The 21,296-nt window shown below is 66.3% G+C and carries 18 protein-coding genes; 11 read left to right on the forward strand and 7 right to left on the reverse strand.

Annotated features, from left to right (window positions below):
- Positions 1–73 precede the first annotated feature (73 nt).
- The gene (locus JNE37_RS00310) at positions 74–1,579 is read left to right on the forward strand and encodes an MFS transporter (protein WP_203064951.1); all 1,506 of its coding nucleotides are present in this window, start codon (positions 74–76) and stop codon (positions 1,577–1,579) included.
- Here the strand turns inward: JNE37_RS00310 and JNE37_RS00315 are convergent.
- The 3 genes from JNE37_RS00315 to JNE37_RS00325 are packed head-to-tail and all read right to left on the reverse strand — an operon-like array spanning position 1,558 to position 7,990.
- Positions 1,558–4,173 (reverse strand): glycoside hydrolase family 38 N-terminal domain-containing protein, encoded by a 2,616-nt coding sequence (locus tag JNE37_RS00315; RefSeq protein WP_203064952.1) that lies wholly within the window; start codon positions 4,171–4,173, stop codon positions 1,558–1,560. The genes JNE37_RS00310 and JNE37_RS00315 overlap by 22 nt on opposite strands.
- Positions 4,174–4,190: 17 nt before the next feature.
- Positions 4,191–6,863: a glycoside hydrolase family 38 N-terminal domain-containing protein gene (locus JNE37_RS00320; RefSeq protein ID WP_203064953.1), complete on the reverse strand. Its 2,673-nt coding sequence runs from the start codon at positions 6,861–6,863 to the stop codon at positions 4,191–4,193.
- A 38-nt stretch (positions 6,864–6,901) separates the two neighbouring features.
- Complete coding sequence (locus tag JNE37_RS00325) at positions 6,902–7,990, reverse strand: lactonase family protein (protein WP_203064954.1); 1,089 nt, start codon at positions 7,988–7,990, stop codon at positions 6,902–6,904.
- A gap of 127 nt (positions 7,991–8,117) precedes the next feature.
- Here JNE37_RS00325 and JNE37_RS00330 point away from each other — a divergent pair, with 127 nt between their 5' ends.
- Genes JNE37_RS00330 through JNE37_RS00365 form a run of 8 tightly spaced genes read left to right on the forward strand, consistent with a single transcriptional unit; the run spans position 8,118 to position 16,145 of the window.
- Complete coding sequence (locus JNE37_RS00330; protein ID WP_203064955.1) at positions 8,118–8,906, forward strand: SDR family NAD(P)-dependent oxidoreductase; 789 nt, start codon at positions 8,118–8,120, stop codon at positions 8,904–8,906.
- The gene (locus tag JNE37_RS00335) at positions 8,903–10,126 is read left to right on the forward strand and encodes an enolase C-terminal domain-like protein (protein WP_203064956.1); all 1,224 of its coding nucleotides are present in this window, start codon (positions 8,903–8,905) and stop codon (positions 10,124–10,126) included. The genes JNE37_RS00330 and JNE37_RS00335 overlap by 4 nt, the downstream gene beginning before the upstream one ends.
- 9 nt (positions 10,127–10,135) lie before the next feature.
- Positions 10,136–11,221 (forward strand): ABC transporter ATP-binding protein, encoded by a 1,086-nt coding sequence (locus tag JNE37_RS00340; protein ID WP_203064957.1) that lies wholly within the window; start codon positions 10,136–10,138, stop codon positions 11,219–11,221.
- A gap of 38 nt (positions 11,222–11,259) precedes the next feature.
- Entirely contained in the window at positions 11,260–12,492 is a 1,233-nt protein-coding gene (locus tag JNE37_RS00345) for an ABC transporter substrate-binding protein (RefSeq protein ID WP_203064958.1), read from the forward strand.
- 60 nt (positions 12,493–12,552) lie between these two features.
- Entirely contained in the window at positions 12,553–13,494 is a 942-nt protein-coding gene (locus JNE37_RS00350; RefSeq protein WP_035031312.1) for a carbohydrate ABC transporter permease, read from the forward strand.
- 12 nt (positions 13,495–13,506) lie between these two features.
- A complete protein-coding gene (locus JNE37_RS00355; RefSeq protein ID WP_052152499.1) occupies positions 13,507–14,391 on the forward strand; it encodes a carbohydrate ABC transporter permease in 885 nt (294 codons plus the stop codon).
- Between the two features lie 33 nt (positions 14,392–14,424).
- Positions 14,425–15,147: a GntR family transcriptional regulator gene (locus JNE37_RS00360; protein WP_052015126.1), complete on the forward strand. Its 723-nt coding sequence runs from the start codon at positions 14,425–14,427 to the stop codon at positions 15,145–15,147.
- Positions 15,144–16,145 carry an aldose epimerase family protein gene (locus JNE37_RS00365; RefSeq protein ID WP_203064959.1) on the forward strand — a complete coding sequence of 334 codons (1,002 nt, stop codon included), beginning with the start codon at positions 15,144–15,146 and terminating at the stop codon, positions 16,143–16,145. The genes JNE37_RS00360 and JNE37_RS00365 overlap by 4 nt, the downstream gene beginning before the upstream one ends.
- Before the next feature lie 486 nt (positions 16,146–16,631).
- Here the strand turns inward: JNE37_RS00365 and JNE37_RS00370 are convergent, their stop codons facing one another.
- Positions 16,632–18,110, reverse strand: coding sequence for a mannitol dehydrogenase family protein (locus JNE37_RS00370; protein ID WP_203064960.1), 1,479 nt, complete (start codon positions 18,108–18,110; stop codon positions 16,632–16,634).
- A 153-nt stretch (positions 18,111–18,263) separates the two neighbouring features.
- On the opposite strand from JNE37_RS00370, the gene JNE37_RS00375 reads away from it, so the two are divergent.
- On the forward strand, positions 18,264–18,476 hold the full coding sequence (locus tag JNE37_RS00375) for a hypothetical protein (protein WP_035094153.1): 213 nt from the start codon (positions 18,264–18,266) through the stop codon (positions 18,474–18,476).
- An 18-nt stretch (positions 18,477–18,494) separates the two neighbouring features.
- Here JNE37_RS00375 and JNE37_RS00380 read toward each other — a convergent pair whose 3' ends face one another.
- The 3 genes from JNE37_RS00380 to JNE37_RS00390 all read right to left on the reverse strand — a co-directional run bounded on the left by JNE37_RS00380 (position 18,495) and on the right by JNE37_RS00390 (position 20,547).
- Positions 18,495–18,632, reverse strand: coding sequence for a hypothetical protein (locus tag JNE37_RS00380; protein WP_156046243.1), 138 nt, complete (start codon positions 18,630–18,632; stop codon positions 18,495–18,497).
- Positions 18,633–18,641: 9 nt separating this feature from the next.
- Positions 18,642–19,046 carry a DUF983 domain-containing protein gene (locus JNE37_RS00385; RefSeq protein WP_246513440.1) on the reverse strand — a complete coding sequence of 135 codons (405 nt, stop codon included), beginning with the start codon at positions 19,044–19,046 and terminating at the stop codon, positions 18,642–18,644.
- Between the two features lie 118 nt (positions 19,047–19,164).
- Positions 19,165–20,547: an aminotransferase-like domain-containing protein gene (locus JNE37_RS00390; protein ID WP_203064961.1), complete on the reverse strand. Its 1,383-nt coding sequence runs from the start codon at positions 20,545–20,547 to the stop codon at positions 19,165–19,167.
- A 119-nt stretch (positions 20,548–20,666) separates the two neighbouring features.
- Between JNE37_RS00390 and JNE37_RS00395 the strand changes: the two genes are divergently transcribed.
- The gene (locus JNE37_RS00395; RefSeq protein WP_203064962.1) at positions 20,667–21,089 is read left to right on the forward strand and encodes a GNAT family N-acetyltransferase; all 423 of its coding nucleotides are present in this window, start codon (positions 20,667–20,669) and stop codon (positions 21,087–21,089) included.
- The last annotated feature ends 207 nt before the right edge of the window (positions 21,090–21,296 follow it).

A 21,296-nucleotide genomic window follows, 5' to 3' on the forward strand; every position in this document is an offset into this window, starting at 1 on the left:
AGAAACCTCTTTTCAATCCATACGGATGTATTTATATAAGCGCCGACCGAAAGCAAGACTTAGGGTGAAAACCATGGCCAGACAAAACCGCTGGCTGGTGCTCGCAATCGTATCGAGCGCTTTGTTCCTCATCGTGGTGGACATGACCGTTCTCCACACCGCACTTCCGACTCTGACCCATGAGCTCGCTGCAACCGCAGCGCAGAAGCTCTGGATCGTCAACGCCTATGGCCTCGTCGTCGCCGGCCTTCTGCCGGGGCTCGGCGCCCTTGGCGACCGTGTCGGCCACAAGCCCATGTTTCTGGGCGGCCTTGCCGTCTTCGGCGTCGCCTCGCTGATTGCCGCCTTCTCGCCCAATGCGGGCGTCCTCATCGGCGCGCGCGCCGTGCTCGCCATCGGCGCGGCCATGATGATGCCGGCTACGCTCTCGATCATCCGCGTGACCTTCGAGGATTCCCGCGAGCGTGCCATCGCCATCGGCATCTGGGCGGCCATTGCCTCGGGCGGCGCCGCCTTCGGCCCGGTCATTGGCGGCGTCCTCCTCGAATATTTCTGGTGGGGCTCGGTGTTCCTCATCAACGTGCCGGTCGTGATCGTCGCGCTGCTGCTCGCCGTGCCGTTCGTCCAGTCGGACGAAGGCCATGCCAGCCGCCCGTGGGATTTCATCGGCTCGGTGCAGGTCATGGTCGGCCTCGTCGCTCTCGCCTTCTTCATCGAGCAGCTCGGCGCCCGCGAGCGCGAGCTTGGCCTGATGATCGGCGCGGCCGTGGTCGGCGTTCTCGCCATGGTGCTCTTCGTGCGCCGGCAGCGGAACAGCGCCGCGCCGCTCATCGATTTCAAGCTTTTCCGCGATAACCGTTTCACGGCCGGCGTCATCGCCGCGCTCGTGGCCTCCACGGTCCTCGTCGGCGTCGAGCTCGTCGTGAGCCAGCGGCTGCAACTGGTGCTGGGTCATTCCCCGCTCCAGGCCGCCTTCGCGATCCTGCCGATTCCGCTGGCCGCGTTCGTCTCGGGCCCGCTCGCCGGCATGCTCGTGCCCCGGCTCGGCGCCGGCCGCGTGCTCTGGGGGTCGCTGGCCCTCGCCGGCATCGGCCTCGCCGGCTACCTCGTGGTACATAACGGCCCGCTGGCGCTCGTCGTCCTGACCCTGGCCGCGTTCGGCTTCGGGCTCGGAGCGACCATGACTGCCGCCTCGACGGCGATCATGGACAATGCGCCCATCGAAAGCGCCGGCTCGGCCGCCTCGGTCGAAGAGGTGTCCTACGAGCTGGGCGGCGCCATCGGCATCGCCGTGCTCGGCAGCATCCTTACCGCCGTCTACGGCGCCACGCTGATGCCGCCGGCGAACCTGAACGTGCCCGCCACCGTCCGCGACAGCCTCGACGAAGCCCTGCTGGCTTCCGAAAAGCTGGCGCCCGACGCTGCCGCCACGCTCCAGACCCTGGCCCATGGCGCCTTCGACCAGGCCTTCGTCGTGGTCCTCGGCGTCGCAGCGGCGCTGATCTTCGTGGCGGCCCTCGCTATCTGGCGGGCCGTCACCGACCGCCGCCCGGCCTATCAGCCGAGCGCCAGCCGGTAGACCTGCGTTGCGCCCGGCGGCACCTGGCAGGAGAGGTTTCCATCCGAAATCTCTCCTGCAATTCCCAGCAGCTCTTCCACCGCCGAAATCCGCTCCGCCCCAGCGATATCCGCATCGCGCAGCCCAACGCTTACGCGCCGAGCCTCCGCCGTGGGGTTGACCAGCGTCAGCACCAGCCCCTCCCCCTTCTCGGCCCGCCGCAGCCGACCAATCACCGCCGCATCATCGATGCTCAGCACCGGCGAAGCCGCGACCGGCGCGGCGTCATAGGCCCGCACGATCACCGGCGCCGTCATCGCGCTTTCGGCAAAGGCGCGCGCGCCCAGCTCATCGAGCGCCTCGGGAAAATCGAGCCGAAACCGGTAGAACAGCCTTCGCCCGCCCTGCGCGGCCGCAAAGTTCACGTCCCAATGGTTGTTGAGCAGCCAGAAGGCCAGTACCGGATCCCTGTCCTGCGGATCTGTGGCGTGGTCCGTATGGATGCCGCCCGGCTGCACCAGCGGCGCATCGGGCGACGCCACGACCAGCGCGCCCTCCACCGTCTCCAGCCCGGCAAAACCCTGCAGCGCATACCAGGCCCGGCACGATTCCGGTATCTGGTCCTCGCCCGGCGTAATGACATGGTCGCCCACATCGAAGCGGAAATCCGCCTCGCCGCTGCCGCGCCCGAACAGCACATGCAGCGATTCCGGCGCCTCGACGGCCACCTTGTCGACCGCAATCCGCATCTCCACGGCCCCGTCCTCGGGCAGGCGATAGGTCACCACCGCCTTGTCGCCGTGGCTCCAGGCCAGATGCACGTCGATTTCCGGTCCGAACAGCGTTCGCCGCGTCTCGCCGATCGCCACCGCCTCCGCCGGCCGCCGTACGAATTCCGGCGCCGTCCGCGGCCAGGCGATGGTTTCGAGCCGCGACCAGTCATATTGCCAGTCCCCGGACTCGCCGAAGATGCTGGCCCGGCTCTTCTCGGGATGGCGCAGCGATTCATAGATCAGCAGCCCAAGCGGCTGCTCACCCAGGAGCTCTTTCCCGTCTCGCGCCAGCGAGGCAATCGCCCCGGTCTTCGGGTCGACCTCAAGCCGCCAGCCGCCATTGCCGATCCATCCCTCGCCCAGTTCGCCCGGCGGCTCCACCGCCACCGGCTTCACCACCGCCTCGCCGAATGCCGGCAGTTCTACGTCGATGATATGGGTGACCGACGAAGCAAAGCCCTGCTTGTCCACCTTCATGCCCGGCAGATATTCGTCGCTCAGATAGGCGTGGAGAATGGTCTGCGGCGCCGCGCCGCCATAGTCCCAGGTTACCGGCCAGCGCACGCGCCGCGCCACCCCGGTCGGGTTCAGCACGTAATAGGATTGCTCCTCGATCGGGGTCGGCCCCGGCTGGCCGCGACGGATCGGCAGGTCGTTCTCGATCGCCTGCCCCGTCCGCTCGCGCGCCAGGCTGCGCGCCTCGTCGGCCAGCGCCTCCTGCGTCAGCGCGAAGCCTTCATAGGCCCGGCTGGTCTTCCAGCTCAGCTGCGAGCGCGTGAACGGAGAATCCGGCTGGATCACCGAGCAGAACGCGCCCCAGGTGTGCTCGTCGTAAAACTGCAGCCGGTCGGTGGCCAAAGCCATGAGCGGCGCCTCCTTGCCCCGCAGCGCGCCGATCAGTTCCAGCGCCGGCAAGTGCCGCTCCGCCGAACGCGCCAGCGCCGTCTCGTAGGACGTCGAGCCGACGCCATCCGCCCAGTAATCCGGCCAGTCGCCGCGCCATGTCGGCGCGTTGGTCGCCTTGGTCTTCACCGCCGCCAGCGCCTGGTCGAGCGTCGATAGCCGCAGAACCGGCGTCCGGCCCTCCGCATTCCAGCGTTCGACGAAGGCCGAGATATTGGTCGGAAAGCCATTGTCGATGGCCGCCGGATTGGTCACCTGGCAGAGGATCGTATCGAGCTCGTAGCCGCCGCGCTTTTCGAGGTTAGCCAGCATGCGGTCGATGGCCGCCTGGGTCTTTTCCATGTCGTCGTCGCCCAGGAAAAAGCCCCAGGCGCCGACCGAATAGTGCCAGCCATGCAGCGCGAACAGCGAGCGCCCGGAAGGCGCCTGCCAGTTGAATACCCGCTGCTGGGTGTCGAACGGCATGCCCCGATGCGGGTTCGGGGCCAGCACGAAGCCATCCATCCCCATGTCGATGAGCAGGTCCAGCCAGTGCCAGCCCAGCCCGTTGACGTCGCATTGCCAGCCAACGCGCACGTCCAGCTCGCATTCGCGCCGCAGGAAATCCACCATTCGCATCGAGCGGGCCGCATTGGCCGGCGAGATCAGCGGCGTCCAGTGCACCGCCATGCCGCCGGCGGCCATCAGCCCTTCGCGGTGGACGCGCAGGAACCTGTCCTTCTGCGCGGTAGAGGCCGTGCGGAACCAGTTGGCGGTAATCGCCGCCACCTCGCAGGTCCAGCGGAACCGGGCCCGGTCCTCCCGCCCGCTTTCGGCTTCGCAGATATCGATGGCCCGGTCGATGATGCGGTTGTGGTGCCGCAGAAGCGTATCGGGGTAATCGGTGAAGCCGAAATCGGTGTGGGTGTGACTGACGAGATGGATTTCCTGGATCGGCACGGTGCTACTCGCAAAAGTTAGGACAGGGTCAGGTGGACGAAGCTCGCGGAGCCGGCAGGCACCGTGACGCTGGCAACGCCCCCGCTCAACGGCACGTCGCCCTTGGGCTGCTCGATCGGGTCGACCAGCTTCGCGCTGGCAATGCCGTGCTGGGGCAGGCTCACCTTGGCGTCGACCGCCTTGTCCGAGTGATTGACCAGCGTCAGCACCAGCCCCTCGTTCCAGCCCTTGCGCACCCGCGCACCCAGCTCCACCGGCGCATCGACCTTGACCAGCGGGTTGGCCGATTTCGTCGCGCTCTCATAGGCGCGCACGATCACCGGCGGCGTGCCCGTGGTTTCGGCGAAGGCCCGAGCCGCAGCGGCATCGAATTTCGGCTGCGGCAGCAGGCGGAAACGGGCCGGGATGCGGCCGGTCTGCGAAGCGGCGAAGTTCACGTCCCAGTGGTTGTTGAGCACCCAGAAGGCGAGGCTCGCCGCATCACCCTCGCGACCCGAGCCGGCATTGCCGGTCTGGATGCCGAAGGGTTGCACCACCGGAATGTCAGGCGAAGCGACAACCAGCGCGCCGGCATCGGTTTCAACCGCCGCAAAGCCCTGCACCGCGATCCATGCCTCGCAGGAATAGCGCACCTGCTCCTTGACCGGATCGATGATGCGGTCGCCCACGTCGAGGCTGATCCGCGCCTTCTCGCCCGGCGCGCCGAACGACATGTAGAAGGATTCCGGCGTTTCGATCGGCTGCTTGTGGATCACGCTTTCCACCTCCACGCCCGGTCCATCGTGCGGCAGGCGATAGGTGATCGTGGCCTTGTCGCCGTGATACCAGGCGAGATCGAGCGTGATCTCGATGCCCATCGAGGTCTGGCGCGTCCCGCGCACCTTTACCTGGTCAGCCGTGCGGCGGGCATAGGCCGTGTGCTTGGGCCAGACCACGGTTTCCATGTGGCTCCAGTCATAGCCGCCGCCGAACGTGCCGTAGCGCTCGAGCCCTGCCTTCTCCAGCGTCTCATAGACCAGTTGCCCCAGCGGCTGGGTCGGCGACGCGCATTCGCGGCCCGACGCCTTCTCGACCAGCGACCTGATCGAGCCATCGCGCACATCGACTTCGAGCCGATAATTCGCGTTCTCGATCCAGCTCTCGCCCATCGCAATATCCTTGGCGGGCTCGACCGGAACCGGCTTCACTACGGCCTCGCCGAAGGGCGGCAGGTCGACAGCGATGATATGGCTCGCCGAAGGCTGGTCGCTGTTGCGGACCGTCATGCCCGGCAGGAAGCGGTCAGTGACATAGGCGTCGAGCAGCGTCTGCGGCGAGGAGCCGGCATGGTCGTGCACCACCGGCCAGCGCACCGAACGCGCCACGCTCGATGGGTTGAGCACGTAATAGGATTGCTCCTCGGGAATGAGCGGCAGGCCGTTGAGCGGCTTGTCGCCGGGCTTGGCCACCTTGTCGCCGACGCGGTCGATGCGGCGCAGGCGGAAATCGCCTTCGATCTTGCCGTCCACCACTTCGCGCGCCCGCTTCTGCGCTTCCTTGCGCACCGCTTCCTGCGCCAGCGCGAAGCCGTTATGGGCGCGACCGGTCTTCCAGTTGAGCTGGATGCGGGTGAACGGGGAATCCGGGTGCGTCACCGAGCAGAAAGCGCCCCAGGTATGCTCGTCATAGAGCTGGATCTCGTCGGCCGCCTTGTCCAGCAACCGGTCGTCGCCCGTCTGCGCGAAAGCGGCCAGCAGGTCGGTCACCGGCAATAGCCTTTCGGCCGAACGGGCAAGCACGGTTTCGTAGGCGGTCGAGCCGACGCCATCCACCCAGAAATCCGACCAGTCGCCGCGATAGGTTGGCGGCTTTTCGCCACTCGCCGCCACCGCCTTGCGCACGCCGTCCATGGCCTGCTCAACGGTCGCATAGCGCAGTTTGGGGGTGCGCCCTTCCGCATTCCAGCGCTCGATGAAATCGGAGACGCCGCGCGTCGGAAAGCCGTTGTCCGGCGCCGCCTGGTTGGTGATCGGCATGAGCGCGACCGGGTACGGATACTGCCCGCGCTTGTCGAGTTCGCCCAGCACGCGATCGATCGTCGTCTGCGTGCGCTCGATGTCGTTGTCGCCGAAGAAGAACGTGTTGACGCCCACCGAATAGTGCCAGCCATGGAGCGTGAAGAGGTCGCGGCCCGATGGCGCCTGCCAGTTGAAGACGCGCTGCATGTCGTTGAAGCGCATGCCGCGGTGGGGGTTGGAGGCCATGAGGAAGCTGTCGACGCCCATGTCGAGCAGCAGATCGGTCCAGAACCAGCCGAGCCCGTTGACGTCGCACTGGATGGCGACCTTGGCGTCGATGCCCTCGCTCTTGAGCAGGTGCAGGTTCTTGAGCGAGCGGATGGCGTTGGCCGGACTGATCAGCGGCGTCCAGTGCACCGGCATCGCGCCGACACCCAGCAGCCCCTTCTTATAGAGATCGCGGAAGCGGTCCTTCTGCTTGTCCGAGGCCTGCCGGAACCAGTTGGCCGTGATGTAGGAGACTTCGCAGGTCCAGCGGAAGCGCGAGTCCTCCGGGCGATCCTGCTCTTCTTCCACCAGGTTCAGCGCATCGTCGATGATGGCGTTGTGATGCCGCAGCAGCGTGTCCGGATAGTCGGTGAAGCCGAAATCCGTATGCGTGTGGTTGATGATCAGGAATTCTTTGACAGTCATGGCTTCCTCTGCTGCGCCTTGGGCGACTGGACTGAAATTCAGGCGAATTCGGCTAGCGCCACGGTCATCGGCGTGCCGACTTCCGTGTCGTTGCGATGGGTCAGCGCGCCGCTCTGGGCATCGCGCCGGAAGATGGTGAGGCGGTCGGAATCCTGGTTGGCGACGATGAGGTGCCGCCCCGACGGCGACAGCTTGAGGTCGCGCGGCGTCACCCCGCCAGAGGGCGTACGGCCCACCGCATGCGGCATGCCGGTGGCCTCGTCGATCGCCAGCAACAGGATGTCGTCGGAAAGCCGCAGCGACACATAGAGGTGTCGCCCGTCGCCGCTGAGCGCGATACCCGCGGGCTGGTCCTTGCCGCCCGCCGGCGGTTCGATCGGCAGCGAAGCCAGTTGCTCCAGCCGCCCGCTTGCCGCGTCGTAACGGAACGAGACAGCAGTCGGGATCAGCTCGCTGACGAGATAGAGGTGCCGCCCCGCGCCATCGAACAGGAAATGCCGCGGACCCAGCCCCGGCAGCAGCGCCGCATCGAGATCGGGCCGGCGCGCCATCCCCGGCAATTCATAGGCAACCAGCCGGTCGATCCCGAGATCGGCCACGAACAGGAACCGTCCATCCGGCGAAGGCACCACGCAATGAGCATGCGGCGCTTCCTGGCGCGCCGCATTGGGCCCCTTGCCCTCATGGCGCTTCAGGAATGAGGCCGGCGCCACGCTGCCATCCGCCCGCACCGGCATCACTGCGACACCGAAATCCGGCCCGTCCTCCCGATGCCCGCCATAGCTCGCCGCGAACACCGTCTCGCCCACTGCATCGAGGCTCAGATGACAGGCCTCGAGCCCGCCAAGCGGCTCGACATTGAGCAGCCGCAGCGTCTCCGAAACGGCATCGAAATTCAGCGCGGCCAGCGCGCTCTGCCGATGGTCCGGCGTCTCGGTGGTTGCGTAGAGGCTGCCGCCCTTCCCCGCCGCGATCCAGCTCGCGTCCTCGACGCGCAGCGGTGCTCCTATTGCGGTCAGCGTCCCCGCTTCGTCGTCGAACCGGAAGACCGAAATGCCCTCCCCGTTCGCGGCAGCGAAATGCGGCGCAGGCTGCGTGAGGCTGCCGGCAAAGGCGTAGAGGACCAAGTCGAGTCTCCCTGCGTGACGCGCCCGAACCGGCGGTTTTCTACCACCGCTCATCTCCACCGGAGCGCGATTGACAACACTAGTATGCTAGCTCTACATTTCCTTGGCAAGAGCAATTGGGCGAGACATGAGCGATCCGAAAAACACAGTGCTGGTCACCGGCGCGGCTATGGGCATAGGCAAGGCAGTTGCCGAAAACCTCGTCGCCGCGGGCAAGTCCGTGGTCCTGATGGATGTGAATGGCGATGCGCTCGCCGAGACGGTCCGGGCCCTCGGCCCCCGCGCCGTCGCCTCCGTCGGTTCTGTCGCCAACGCCGCCGACAGCGAAACCGCCGTCGCTCTCGCGGTCGAGCGTTTCGGCGGACTTGGCGGCCTGTCCCATAATGCCGGCATCCAGCGTTACGGCGATGTCGTCACCACGTCCCGCGAGCTCTGGGACGAGGTGATGTCGGTCAATCTCACCGGCGCATTCCTCGTCGCCAAGGCAGCAATGCCGCAACTGCGCCAGCACAAGGGCGCGGTCGTTCTCACCGCTTCGATCCAGGGCATGGCGGCGCAGAAAGGCGCGCTGGCCTATGTCGTGGCCAAGCACGGCCTCATCGGCCTCGTCACGGGCATGGCCATGGACGAGGCGGAGAACGGCGTGCGCGTCAACGGCGTCGCGCCGGGTTCGGTCGATACGCCCATGCTCCGCTGGGCCATCGGCCTCGATCCCGATCCGGCGAGCCTCGACGCCGTCATCGACGGCATGCATCCGCTCGGCCGGCGCGGCAAGCCGGAAGAAATCGCCTCCGTCATCGCCTTCCTGCTTTCGGACCAGGCCTCGTTCATGACCGGGGAAACCGTACGCGTCGACGGGGGTGTTCTCGCCCGCATCGCCGGCGCTCCCAAGCCAGAAGACCGGGTTCGTAAATGAAGATCGTCGATATCAAGGCCACCACCGTCGCCCTGCCGCTGGAGGCGCCGCTTCGGCACGCCCATGGCGCGCATTGGGGCCGCTTCATCCGCACTATCGTCGAGGTGGTGACCGACGAAGGCCTCTCCGGCTGGGGCGAGCTGGGCGGCGGCGGGGAAGCCGCCGAGCAGTCCATCCGAGGGCTCCTGCCCTATCTCAAGGGTCACGATCCGCTCCAGCTCGAACAGCTGCGCTGGAAGATCATGAATCCGGTGGCAAGCCTCTACAACAACCGCATGCAGCTCCACGCGGCCATCGAGATGGCCTGCATGGACGTGGCCGGCAAGGCCCTCGGCATCCGCGCCTGCGACCTCATCGGCGGCGCCCTGCGCGAGAGCATTCCCTTCGCCAGCTACCTCTTCTACCGCTATCCGGGCGAAGGCACCGGCCTCGGTGGCGAGGAAAGCGCGGCCGACATCGTCGCCGAGGCCAGGCGCCTCAAGGCCGCCCATGGCTTCACCACCCACAAGCTCAAGGGTGGCGTCTTCGCGCCCGACCACGATATCGAAGTATTCTCGGCCCTGGCCGACGCCTTCCCCGGCGACCGGTTCCGGCTCGATCCCAACGGCGCCTGGTCGGTGGAAGAGGCCATCCGCGTGGCCGGCGCCATCGCCCATATCCGCAACGATTATTTCGAGGATCCCTGCCACGGGCTCGAAGGCATGCGGCGCCTGCGCGACCGCATCTCGATCCCTACCGCCACCAATGCGGTTGTGGTCAATTTCGAGCAGCTCGCGGCCAATATCCGCCTCGAAGCGGTGGACGTCATCCTGCTCGACACCACGTTCTGGGGCGGGCTGCGGCAGGCCTATCGCGCCGGGCAGGTGCTCGAAACCTTCCAGTTCGGCGCCAGCGTCCATTCCTCGGGCGAAGCCGGCATCCAGCTCGCCTCGATGCTCCATCTTGGCGCCGCCCTCCCCAATATGAGCTTCGCCGCCGACGCGCATTACCACCACCTGCTCGACGACATCATCGTCGGCGGCAAGATGCAGTATGTCGATGGCCAGATCGAAGTGCCCAAGGGCCCGGGCCTGGGCATCGAGGTCGATCGCGACAAGCTCGAGCGCTACGCCGCCCATTTCCGCGAGGTCGGCGGCTATGCCTACGACCGCGACCCCCAGCGCCCCGATTGGTACGCCGTCCAGCCCGAGACGCGCTATGCCGAACCGGTGGCCAGGTAGGGGCGCGGCATGGCAACAGTAACGCTCCGCGATATCGTCAAGATCTACGGTGATTTCGTCGCCATCAAGGGCGTCGATCTCGACATCGAGGACGGCACCTTCGTCGTCTTCGTCGGCCCTTCAGGCTGCGGCAAGTCCACGATCCTGCGCATGATCGCCGGGCTCGAAACCATCTCGCATGGCGAGCTGCGGATCGGGGACAAGCTCGTCAACGACGTGCCCTCGCGCGATCGCGGCATCTCCATGGTGTTCCAGTCCTACGCGCTCTACCCGCATATGAGCGTCAAGGACAATCTCGGCTTCGGCCTCAAGATCGCGGGCGTCGACAAGGCCGAGATTTCCCGCCGCCAGGACGAGGCTGCCAGGATGCTCGGCCTCGATCCCTATCTCGAGCGCCGCCCCTCGCAACTGTCCGGCGGCCAGCGCCAGCGCGTCGCCATCGGCCGCGCCATGGTGCGGGAGCCCGAGGTTTTCCTCTTCGACGAGCCGCTCTCCAACCTCGACGCCAAGCTGCGCAACCAGACGCGCGTCGAGATCAAGCGCCTCCAGCGCCAGCTCGGCGCCACCGTCATCTTCGTCACGCATGACCAGGTCGAGGCCATGACGCTGGCCGACAAGATCGTGGTGCTCAAGGATGGCAACGTCGCCCAGATCGGCTCGCCTATCGAAGTCTTCGAGCGCCCGCGCAACATGTTCGTTGCCGGCTTCATCGGCGCTCCGTCCATGAACATGGTCGAGGGCACCGTGCAGGGCGCCACCGTGCGCGCCGCCGGCCTCGACATCCCCATCGATGCCTCCCAGTTCGACCTGCCCGCCGATGGCAGCCCCATCGTCGTGGGCATCCGGCCCGAGGACATCGTGCCCGAGGGCCACGGGCTGCGGCCCGAATTCGGCGTCGATTTCGAGGCGCCCGTCACCTTCGCCGAAATGCTGGGCAACGAGAGCCTGCTGTTCCTCGACATCGCCGGCTCCGAGATCGTCTCGCGCATGCAGCGGCCCGAGCTCATCGAGCCGGGCGAGCGGCGCCGTTTCCGCATCGACGGCTCGCGCGTCCACCTTTTCGACAAGACCACAGAGAATTCGGTTCGCAAGTGACAGCGGCGATCCGAGTGTAGCCACCAAGGGAGAGAGAAATGTCACTCAGAAAGCTGATGGCCATAGCAGGCGTCGTGTCTGCCATGACCATTTCGGTGGGCGTCGCAACCGCCCAGGATATCACCTTCTACAACGACAAGAACGGCTGGCAGGATGGGTTCACCGCCCTCACCAAGGGCGCGAGCGAGGCATCCGGCCTCAATGTCAAGGCCGAGCTGCTGACCCCGACCGACAAGTACCAGGCCTTCATCCAGTCCTCCGTCGCCGGCGGCAATGCCCCGCCGATCTTCACCTGGTGGAACGGCAAGCAGCTCGAAGCGCTGGCCGAGACCGGCGCCATCGCCCCGCTCACCGAAGCCTGGGACAAGGCCATCGCCGATGGCAATTTCTCTCAAGCCGAGCGCGAACTCGTCACCGTTGACGGCAAGCCCTATGCCGCCCTCCTCAACGTCGCCCGCTGGCCGGTGCTATACAACAAGCACGCCTTCGAAAAGGCCGGCATCGCCGCCCCGCCCAAGACCTGGGAAGAACTGCTCGACGCCTGCGAGAAGCTCAAGGCCGCCGGCTACGTCCCGTTCAATGCTCCCAATGTCGGCGGCTGGATGGGCCTCATCTGGTTCTCCGAATTCATGATCCGTACGAGCCCGGATGCCTTTGTCGGCCTCACCGACGGCACCGTCCCCTATAACGGCCCGGAAGTGCAGAAGGCCTTCCAGCTCTGGACCGATTTCTACGCCAAGGGCTACTACACCGACCCGCGCGAGCAGGACGACACCAAGTTCTTCGTGAACCAGCAGGCCGCGATGTTCCTGATCGGGGAGTGGATGGCCGGCTCGATCGCCGACAAGGGCCTCAAGCCCGGCGAGGATTTCGGCGCCTTCATCATGCCGACCGTCACGCCCGACGTGCCCAATTCCATTATCGTGGAAGCAGCGCCCATCGTCGTGTCGCAGAAGGCCCTGGCCGACAATCCGAACATGGCCAAGGTCGTCGACTACCTGATGACGCCCGAAGCCACCGATGCCGTCCAGATCTTCAACGGCAACCTCAAGGCCAAGCCGACCAACGCCATCATCGAAGAGGTCAATAACCTCGTGGCCGAGGCCAAGCCGCGCAGCATCGTGCGCTGGTGGGAGGCCGTGCCGGCCGACCTCCAGGGCGATCTCGTCGCCCAGATGGGCGCCTTCATGCTCAATCCTACCGCGGACAACGCCACCAAGGTGATGAACGACATGGAATCGCTCAACGCCGACTACTGGGCCAGCCGCTAAGCAATCCCGTGCCGGCCGGAGCCAGTCTCCGGCCGGTCCCTTCCCCACGGAACGAGATCGATGCCAGCCAAGGACTTTGCCCTTTCAGCCGAAATCCTCGCCGAATCCCGTCGCCGGGAGCGCGCAGCCGCGCGCCGCAGCGGGTCGGTGGCGCTGCTCTTCATTGCGCCGGCCGTGCTGATGGTCTTCGTCTTCCTGCTCGCGCCCGTGGTCTTCAACGTCATCCTGAGCTTCACCAAGTGGCAGCGCTTCAAGGGACTCGACGAATTCGCCGGCACCAGCAATTACGAGCGTCTCGTCAACGTCCCCTATTTCTCCGAAGCCGTCTGGAATACCGCGCTCTGGGTCATCGGCGCCGTCACCATTCCCCTCGCCTTCGGTCTCGGCCTGGCGCTGCTCCTGCGCAACATGCCGCTGCAGGAGACCTTCAAGAGCCTCTTCTTCCTGCCGCGCATCCTGGCGCCCACCGCCGTCGGCACCATCTGGTATTACGTCTATGCCCCGCATGGCGTGATCAACAGCCTCGTCTCGACCGCCACCGGGCAGCCCTATGATTTCGGCTGGCTCTACGATGCCGGCACCATCACGCCCGCCATCATCCTCACCTTCGCCTGGCAGACGCTCGGCATCACCATGGTCCTGCTGCTGCTCGGCCTCGCTGCGATCCCGCGCGATCCGATCGAGGCGGCGCGGGTCGATGGCGCCTCGTCCTGGCAGATCTTCCGCCACGTGATCTGGCCGCTGCTGCTGCCCACGGTGCTCGTCGTCACCATCCTCAACGTCGCCGCCGGCTTCACCGCCTTCGACCTCCTCTGGGTCATGGCGTCCGACTATCCGGGCAAGCGCACGCTCTCGCTGGCCGTCTACATGTACTACGAGACCTTCTCCAAGAGCGGCTGGGCCTATGGCTCGGCCATCGCGGTGGTCCTCAGTTCCATGGTCATCGTCGTCACCTGGGCGCTCGCCACGCTGCAGAGCCGCGTGCAGGACCGCATCCGTTAAGCGAGGGATTTCATGGCCGTCGATCTTTCAAATCCGGAATTCCTCGCCAGCCTCAAGGCCAGGGAGCGCCAGCGCTCCGGCAAGGGCATGGGCAGGTTCGCCCTCGCGCTCGTCCTGCTGCTGCTTTACCTGACGCCGTTCTACTATCTCTTCGTCACGGTCTTCAAAACCACGCCCGAATACGCGCAGAAGGGCGTGCTGGAGCTGCCGGATTCCCTGGCCCCGTTCATCGACAATGTGGTCCAGGCCTGGACCTTGGCCGGCATGAGCCAGGCCATGTTCAACTCGCTGACCTATAGCCTTTTCGGCTCGATCCTCGCCGTCGCGCTGGCGGCGGCCGCCGCCTATGGCCTCACGCGGCTCGGGCTGCGCAGCGCCAATGGCTGGTTCATGCTGATCTTTGCCGGCACGCTCTTCCCGTTCCAGATGTATCTGGTGCCGCTCTTCTTCGGCTATCAGCGGCTTGGCCTCATCAATTCATGGCTGGGCATGCTGCTCATCTATACCGCCATCTGCATCCCCTTCCCGCTGCTCGTGCTGCGCAATTCCTTCGCCACGATCAGCAAGGAGATCGACGAGGCCGCGCGCATCGAGGGCGCCAGCGAGTGGCGGGTGTTCCGTTCGATGATCGTGCCCAATGCCAAGGGGCCGCTGGTGGCCCTCTGCCTGCTGCAATTCACCTGGATCTGGAACGACCTGCTGTTCTCATCGATCCTGGCCAGCGGCAATGAAGTGCGCTCGATCATGACCGCCCTGCAATCGCTGCAGGGGACCTACGCGTCCACCGGTCCCAATGTGGTGGTGACAGCGAGCCTGATTACGAGCATACCCACGGTGCTATTGTTTATAGTGCTGCGCAAATATTTCATGTCGGGCCTGCAGCTTTCGACAAACTAGCCGGAGATTTTGGTGACAACCGGGAAAGATACAGTGGCGGGATCAGAACCGAAGTTCGACAAGCGAACTTTGCACCGCTCCGACAGCGGTTCGATTGCCACGCAGATCTACGAGCTTGTGCTCAACCGCATCCTCGATATGGACCTCAAGCCCTTCCAGGAGCTTTCCGAGGCCCGGCTGGCCGCCGAGTTCGGCGTCAGCCGCACGCCGGTGCGCGAGGCCTTCGGGCGCCTCGCACGTCGCAACCTCGTCGATATCTACCCGCAGCGCGGCACGCTGATATCGCCCATCAGCATCCAGCGCGTCGCCAAGGCGCGCTTCATCCGGGATTCCCTCGAACGCCCGCTCGTGCGCCTGGCGGCGGAGAAGCTGGCCGAGCCGATCAAGACCCAACTCCAGCGCGAAATCGTCATGCAGCGCACCTTCGCCGAGCTGGGCGACGATCGCAATTTCATGGCTTCGGACGATCTCTTCCACGCCCTCATCGCCAAGGCCGCCGGTTTCGAGGCCATCTGGGAGGATCTGGGCGAGGCCAAGTTCCACATGGACCGCGTGCGGCGCCTGTCGCTCCTGAGCAAGGATCGCATGCTCGTCATCGCCGATGAGCACGAGGCCATCCTCCAGACTCTCATCGCGCACGACGCCAAGGGCGCCGAGACGCGGATCGAGCAGCATCTCGAATCTGTCTTCCGCGATCTCGACTCCATCCGCCGCGAGCATCCCGATTACTTCGCCGACGAGATGCCGGCCCGATGAGCCGCACCGTCCGCTTCGCCGGCAGTCACGTCTCGGGCGAGGTGCAGAGCCTTGCCGGCATGGCCGGGCCGATCCTCTTCGACATCGGCGGCGAACGCCCCGTCTCCCCGCTCGCCGTCGCCCCCTGGTCCGACGACCCGCCCGAGGAGCTCGCCAGGGTCGAACCGCTCCTCCAGCGCCTGCGCGGCGAATGGCCCTGCGTCCCCTTCGGCGTCCCCCAGACCCGCACGGACCTGCCGTCCGACTGGCTGCCGCCAGCCATCGCCACTCCATGGCATACGCAGGCCCACGGCTTCAGCTCCCACCACGACTGGCAATTCGACAGCACGAGTGAGGGCCGCGTCGATCTCTCGATCGCCTACCCCACCGACCACCCCATCGCGCGCCTGGAACGTACCGTCTCCGCGCGTCCCGGCCAGCCCGCCGTCGATTTCAGGCTCACCATCCATCCCCGGCGCGATGTCGAGCTGCCCATCGGCCTGCACCCGGTCTTCCGCCTCCCCGACGAGCCCGGCGCCGCCCGCCTCGTCCTCCCCGCGCAGGCCCGCGCCTGGACCTTCCCGGTCGACGTCGAACCCGGCCGCTCCGCCCTCGCGCCCGACCAGCGCGACCAGCCGCCTGCCGCACTCAACCGCGACATAACCCGACTGCCCTTTGCCCAACCGAGCGAAGACCTCGTCCTCCTCACCGGCACGGGCGGCCGCGTGGCGCTCGAAAACCACGTCGAAGGCTACCGCGCCATCCTCACCTGGGACGCCGAAGCCCTGCCCTCATGCCTGCTCTGGATGTCCAATGGCGGCCGCCAGTTCTACCCCTGGAACGGCCGCTTCCGCGCCATCGGCATCGAACCCATATCAGGCCCGTTCGACCTGGGCCTAGCCCACGCGCTCAACAGGAACAGCCCGCTAGCCCGAAAGGGCATCCGCACCAGCACGGCGCTCAAGGCGAACACGCCCTGGACCACAAGCTACGCCATAACCTGCGAACCGCTATCGTAGCCGCTCGGCCAGCCATCCCTCTCCAGTCTGCCTCGGCCTCCGCACTCTGCCTCCATCTCCCACGCTGCCTCGCCCACTCTTCAACCCCCTTCAACCCCCTTCAACCCCCTTTAACCACCTTCCCCCCTTCAACCACCTCCCTCACCCCACCCCCGCACTTCCCCGGCCGAAGAGCCGGGGCCCACGGATACCTCCACTCGAGTGGAGGGGTGCAATAGGCCCCGGGTCTTCGCCCGGGGAAGTTCAGTGAGCGTGGCGAGTTCTGGCGTAGCTAGTCTACAGCCGTGCTAGCTCTGGGGACGTGCTGGCTCCGAGGACGTGCTAGTTCTGCAGACTTGCCAACTCCGCCAGCGCCGTTAGTTCCGTAGGCGTGGAAACTTCAGCGTGAGAACCCCGAGTCCCAACCCGGACCGCCCCCCAACGCCTCCCTCCCCCTTGCGGGGAGGGATCGAGGGTGGGGGTAGCCCCAAGCTCCACACCCACCCCCTACAACTTATCCGCCATATACCGCGTCAGCGTCTCCCGCGTACCCCGCTCCCAAAGCATCTTCAGCGCCTTGGAAAACGCCGCCACGTAAGCCGGGTTCTCTGCCAGCTTCCCGAAGATGTCGGTCATTCCCAGCCACGCCCGCGGGTCCGCCTTGGCCCGCCGCGCCGTTTCCTTGAGCCGGTCCCAGCTCGGATCGTTCGGCGCGATCGGCTTGCCGCTGTCGGTTTCTCCGTAGCAGTACCGGCACCACAGCGCCGAAACCAGCGCCAGCCCGGTGACGCTGCGCCCCTGCGCCAGCCGATCCGCCGCCGAGGGCAGGATGAATTTCGGCTGCCGGTTCGAGCCATCGAGGCAGAGCCGGGTAATCGTGTCGCCGATCTTGGGGTTGGAGAAGCGCCGCTCGATCAGCGCGTAATACTCCTCGAGGCTCGTATCGGGCACCGGCGGCACGATCGGCAGGATTTCCTCGCGCTCGACCTTGGCCAGGAACCGCCGGATCAGCGGCTCCTCCATGGCCTCGTGCACGAAATGGATATCGAGCAGAGCCGCCGGATAAGCGATCGTCGCGTGGCCGCCATTGAGAATGCGGATCTTCATCAACTCGAACGGCGCCACGTCCTTGACGAACTGCACGCCCACCTGCTCCAGCGCCGGGCGCCCGAGCCGAAAATCATCCTCCAGCACCCATTGCTTGAAACCCTCGCAGAAGACCGGCCAATTGTCCTCGACGCCGAACTGGCTTGTCAGCAGCTCCCGCTCGCGCGCCGAGGTCGCCGGCGTGATGCGGTCCACCATCGAATTGGGAAATGCGACCTCCGCGCGCACCCAGTCCGCCAGCGCCGGGTCGACCAGCGCCGCCAGCCCCGCCACCGCGTTCTCGGTCACGTGGCCATTACCCGGAATATTGTCGCAGCTCATCACCGTGAACGGCGCAATCCCCGCCGCCCGCCGCCGCATCAGCCCCGCGAGGATCAGGCCGAAGGCGGTCTTCGGCGCTGCCATATCCCTGGCATCCGCCACGATATCTGGGTGGTTGGGATCGAATTTCTGGCTTGCCGGATCGATGTAATACCCACCCTCGGTGATGGTCAGCGACACGATCCTGATCGCCGGATCGGCGAGCATATCGAGCAGCCGCGCGCTGTCCCCCGGCGCGATGAAATCCACCATTGCCCCGGTCACATGCGCCTGCGAGGACTCCGCCTCCTGCTCGACCACCGTCGTCAGCCAGTCCTGCGCCTTGAGCTTGGCGCGCATATCGGCATCGGCCGTCCGCACGCCTGCCCCGACAATGCCCCAGTCCAGCGCCCCGCCGGCATTGAAGAGGGCATCGAGATAGACTGCCTGGTGCGCGCGGTGGAAATTGCCTACGCCGATATGGACGATGCCGGGCTCGAGCCTGCTGCGGTCGTATCGCGGCGTGGCCACGCCGGACGGCAAGGCGGCAAGGTTGGATTGGGACAGCTTGACGGCCATGGCTCCTCCGAAAGCGCGGCGTTGCACCTGCAGCGAAGGTAGCCGAACCGGCTCAATCGACAAGACGTCATCGCGCCGTGTGCCCAAGGCGGTTCCATCACCGTGCGATCCGTGTTGGACTAGGACCCTCTACGGAACGAGACGAGTGATGCGATGCGGTGGCTTCTGTTTGCGTTCGGAGTGGTGATCGGGATTCTCGGATGCCTGTGGTTCTTGCAGGGCACCGGGCTGGTCACCATCCAGCCCATCCTGTGCGTCGCCGAATGCGAGGCCATCGAGGGCCCCGCCCCGGGCTGGGCGGTGGCCGGCGCGCTTTCGGTCGCCGTGGGTCTGGCCGCCATCTGGCTTGCGCTCAGGCGACACTGACCCACCGCGACACTGGCGTCATTCGACGATCTTGCCCTTGTCGATGGCCGGGCGATCGAGCCCGCGCGTCAGCAGCATGCCCCAGCCCACGGCCACGAGCAGGCCGACGAAAACGGCAGTGATGCCGACAACGATCCAGACTTCGACTTCAGTCATTTCCGTCCCCTATTCCGCCTGCGCCTTGCCGAAGCCGTGCATGCGGCGCGACCATTGCAGGCCCACGACCGCGCCCTTGATCGAGGGCAGCATGGCCAGCGGCATGATGATGGAAAGCGGCACGAAGACCGCGAGGTAGACGAAGGGGCTTCCCGCGCCGATCGCCTCCATGTGGAACATGATCGTCACCAGGATGTGGCCCACGATCATGATCGCGAGATAGGGCGGCAGGTCGTCGGCCCGGTGGTGGAACAGCTCTTCCCCGCATTCGGAGCAGACGTCGTTCACCTTGAGGTAGTTGCGGAGCAGCTTGCCCTTGCCGCAGCGCGGGCACCGGCAGCGCATGCCATTGAGAACCGCCGGCCAGAACGGACGCGGTTCGAGTTCGGTTTCCTGGGCCATGAGCGCGGCCATTGCCATCTCCTTCGCGTGAAGCTGCCGGAGATCATCCATACACTTACGCAATCACTCCATACAGCAGCAATCTGTATGTAGATTGATCGTGCGGTGATTGCAAGTGTATGGACTGCGACTAGATGACCATATTCGCCAGCCCCGCCGGCTGCTCCAGCAGGTCCGCTATTATGGCAAGGCTCTGCTCCAGGTCGCCCAGGGTCGGCGCGCTGCCCAGGCCCAGCCGCACCGCCTCCACCGGTTCGCCCACGGCGAAGGCGTCGCTGGGTACGACGCCGATGCCGGCATTGCGCAGGCCGGCCACGAACGGCCCGCGCTGCCAGCGCCCCGGCAGCGGCAGCCACGCATGGAAGCCGGCATCGTCCAGCAAGGCCTGCGGCAGGAGGCTTCGCGTCACCCGCCGTCGCTCCGCCGCCGCCGTGCGAATGGCGTGCAGCACCGCCTGCGCCGTGCCGCCTTGGATCCAGCGCGTGGCGATGGCCGTCGAAAGCGGCGAGGCCATCAGCGTCGTCGCCCTGATTCCGCCGGTCAGCCGTAGCGCCGCCCGCAGATCGGGCGCGACGAGATAAGCGATCCGCAGTGCCGGCGAGAGCGTCTTGGCGATGCCGCCGATGTAATAGGTCAGTTCAGGCGCCAGTCGCGCGAGCGTCGGCGCGCCATCGGTCGGCAGCATGCCGTAAGCATCGTCCTCGATGATCGGCAGGCCGTGTCGTCGCGCCACCTCCACCAGGGCCTCGCGCCGCGCCGGCGGCATGGTGATGGTGGTCGGGTTATGGATCGTCGGCATGCAATAGAGCGCCTTGGGCTTGTCTATCCGGCAGATATCCTCCAGCGCCTCGGGCACCAGCCCGTGCTTATCCATCGCCACGGGCAGCAGTCGCACGCCTGAAAAGGCCGCCAGCGCCCGCATGCCCGGATAGGTCAGTTGCTCGACGCAGATGGCGTCGCCCGGCGCGACAATCGTGCCCAGTATCGCCGACAGCGCCCCCTGTGCGCCCGCCGCTACCAGCACGCGCGCCGGGTCGACCGTACCGATCCTCCCCGCCAGCCAGTTCGCTCCGGCCGTCCGATCCGCCGCGCTGCCGCCCGCTTCCTGGTAGCGCAGCAGCAGCGGCAGGCCGCCGTCCTGTTCGATCGCCCCGATCTCGCGCCACATGCGCGAAGCCACGGCGGCATCGTCGAAGAGCGGCGGCAGGTTCATGCTCATGTCGACGCCGCCGCCCTGGCTGGCGCGTCGCGCCGCCGCCACCGCCCCGCGCACGAACGTGCCCTGCCCTGGCCGGCCCTCGATCAGCCCACGATCGCGCGCCTCGTTATAGGCGCGGCTGATCGTGGTGAAATCGACGCCCAATGCATCCGCCAGTGCCCGCTGCGAGGGCAGCCGCGTGCCGCCTGGCAGCCGGCCGCTGCCGACATCGGCGGCCAGCGCATCGGCCACCGCCAGGTAGAGCGGCGCGCCATCGCGCGACAGTTCCGGCAACCAGGAAAGGGTTTTGGGCATGACTCACACATCGGATCCACGTGTATGGATAATGTATGTATCGAAACGCCCGCCGTCCAGCTTGACGTTGCGACCCGCCTCGTGGTTCCGATGAAGCAGCCCTTTCTTCCGGACTCCCCATGGCCACCCATCTCTCGCTCACCGCCGATCCTTCTGCCGAAGACCTGGCCGTCATCGCCGCCGGCCTCACCGGTTTCAACGAGATCGATGCCGGCCCCTCCGACCGCAAGCCGCTCGCCGTCTTCGTCCGCGACGAAGACGGGCAGATCAAGGCCGGCACCAGCGGCTACACCGCCTGGGGCTGGCTCTACGTGCAATGGCTCTGGGTCGATGAAGCCCTGCGCGGCCAGGGCACAGCCGGCCGCATGCTCGAAGCCGCCGAAGCCGAAGCCCGATCGCGCGGTTGCCACGCCGCCTATATCGACACCTTCAATCCGGTCGCGCTGAAGACCTACCAACGGCAGGGTTACGTCCCCTTCGGCGAGCTCAAGGACTTCCCCCCGGGCAGAACGCGCACGTTCCTGCAAAAGCCACTGCGCTAGGGTCCGTACTCAACAAGTCCCAGCGCCCCCAGAGCGCTATCTCCCCATCCGACAGATTCCAACGGAAGCGCCGTTCGTCTGCCGCGCCACAACCACTGAACTTCCCCGGCCGCAGAGCCGGGGCCCACGGGTTCCTCCACTCTAGTGGAGAATGGCAATGGGCCCCGGATCAAGTCCGGGGAAGTCCGGTGGTTGGGGTGGCCATCG

The sequence above is a fragment of the Paradevosia shaoguanensis genome (assembly GCF_016801025.1).
Taxonomy (GTDB): domain Bacteria; phylum Pseudomonadota; class Alphaproteobacteria; order Rhizobiales; family Devosiaceae; genus Paradevosia; species Paradevosia shaoguanensis.